This window comes from Mesorhizobium sp. M1E.F.Ca.ET.063.01.1.1 (genome assembly GCF_003998155.1).
Classification (GTDB): domain Bacteria; phylum Pseudomonadota; class Alphaproteobacteria; order Rhizobiales; family Rhizobiaceae; genus Mesorhizobium.
In genome coordinates this window covers 1-1,944 of sequence record NZ_RZSC01000958.1, presented here as the reverse complement: position 1 = coordinate 1,944, position 1,944 = coordinate 1, and the positions used below count along the sequence as shown (strand labels likewise).

The 1,944-nt window shown below is 63.0% G+C and carries 2 protein-coding genes; both read left to right on the top strand.

Annotated elements, in window-relative coordinates; genetic code table 11:
- Positions 1 to 487 (top strand): ATP-binding cassette domain-containing protein (locus EOA29_RS34770; protein ID WP_127222279.1); only part of this gene is annotated, 487 nt, incomplete at its 5' end.
- A 17-nt stretch (positions 488 to 504) separates the two neighbouring features.
- The gene (locus EOA29_RS34765; RefSeq protein WP_127222278.1) at positions 505 to 1,875 is read left to right on the top strand and encodes an alpha-glucosidase/alpha-galactosidase; all 1,371 of its coding nucleotides are present in this window, start codon (positions 505 to 507) and stop codon (positions 1,873 to 1,875) included.
- Positions 1,876 to 1,944 lie beyond the last annotated feature (69 nt).

Sequence of the window (1,944 nt, the reverse complement as noted above, 5' to 3'; positions counted from 1 at the left end):
CTCCTCGCTCAATCCGCGCATGACGATCGGCCAGATCATCGAGGAAGGCCTAGTCGTCAACAGGATCGGTGCGACGCGGCGCGAGCGCATCGAGCGGGTGCGCCAGGCGCTGGTCAGCGCCGGCATGCCCGGCGATATCCTGTCGCGGTTCCCGCATGAATTCTCAGGTGGCCAGCGTCAGCGCATCGCGATCGCGCGCGCCATCGCGCTGGAGCCTGAATTCATCCTGCTCGACGAGCCGACATCGGCGCTCGACCTCTCGGTGCAAGCGCAGATCATCGACCTGTTGCGCAAGCTGCAGGACGAGCGCGGATTGAGCTACCTCTTCATCTCGCATGACCTCAAGGTGGTGCGGGCGCTGTGCCATCGCGTCATCGTCATGCAGCACGGCAAGATCGTCGAACAGGGACCCGTCGACGAGGTCCTCACCAATCCCAAGACCGCCTACACCGAACGGCTCGTCAGGGCCGCATTCGACGTGGCTTAGAGTGCCGGAGGCTTACAGTGGCAAGAAATCCCAAGATCACCTTCATCGGCGCCGGCTCGACTGTGTTCATGAAGAACATAGTCGGCGACGTGCTGCAGCGTCCGGCGCTGTCGGGCGCGACCGTCGCGCTGATGGACATCAATCCGCAGCGGCTGGAAGAAAGCGCCGTCGTCGTCAACAAGCTGATCGCGACGCTCGGCGTCAAGGCGAAGGCCGAAACCTATTCCGACCAGCGCAAGGCGCTCGCCGGCGCCGACTTCGTCGTCGTCGCGTTCCAGATCGGCGGTTACGAGCCGTGCACCGTCACCGACTTCGAGGTGCCGAGGAAATACGGCCTGCGCCAGACGATCGCCGACACGCTCGGTGTCGGCGGCATCATGCGGGGTCTCAGAACCGTGCCGCATCTGTGGAAGATCTGCGAGGACATGCTCGCCGTCTGCCCGGAGGCGATCATGCTGCAATATGTCAACCCGATGGCGATCAACACCTGGGCGATCGCCGAGAAATACCCCCAAATCAAGCAGGTCGGGCTTTGTCATTCGGTGCAGGGCACGGCGATGGAACTGGCGCATGACCTCGACCTCCCCTATGAGGAAATCCGCTACCGCTCGGCCGGCATCAACCACATGGCCTTCTACCTGAAGTTCGAGCATCGCCAGCCGGACGGCTCCTATCGCGACCTCTATCCAGACCTTGTGCGCGCCTATCGCGAAGGCCGCGCGCCGAAGCCGGGATGGAACCCGCGCTGCCCCAACAAGGTGCGCTACGAGATGCTGACCCGGCTCGGCTATTTCGTCACCGAAAGCTCGGAGCATTTCGCCGAATACACGCCCTATTTCATCAAGGACGGGCGCCCGGACCTGATCGAGAAATACGGCATCCCGCTGGACGAATATCCAAAACGCTGCATCGAGCAGATCGAGCGCTGGAAAGGCCAGGCGGAAGCCTACCGCTCGGCCGAACGGATCGAGGTCGAACAATCGAAGGAATATGCTTCCTCGATCATGAACTCAGTCTGGACCGGCGAGCCGTCGGTGATCTACGGCAATGTCCGCAACAATGGCTGCATAACCTCGCTGCCCTTCGACTGCGCTGCCGAGGTGCCGTGCCTTGTCGACGCCTCCGGCATCCAGCCGACCTATATCGGCGACCTGCCGCCGCAGCTGACGGCGCTGATCCGCACCAACATCAATGTGCAGGAACTGACGGTGCGGGCGCTGATGAGCGAGAACCGCGAGCACATCTACCACGCGGCGATGATGGACCCACACACCGCGGCCGAACTCGACCTCGACCAGATCTGGTCGCTGGTCGACGACCTCATCGCCGCGCATGGCGACTGGCTGCCGGCCTGGGCGCGCAAGGGTGGCAGGAGCAAGGCCGCCTGATTTTCCAGAAAAATTGCGGAAAGCCGGAAAGCTGCGGATAGGTCTGCGCCAGTACCCCCACCCCTGACC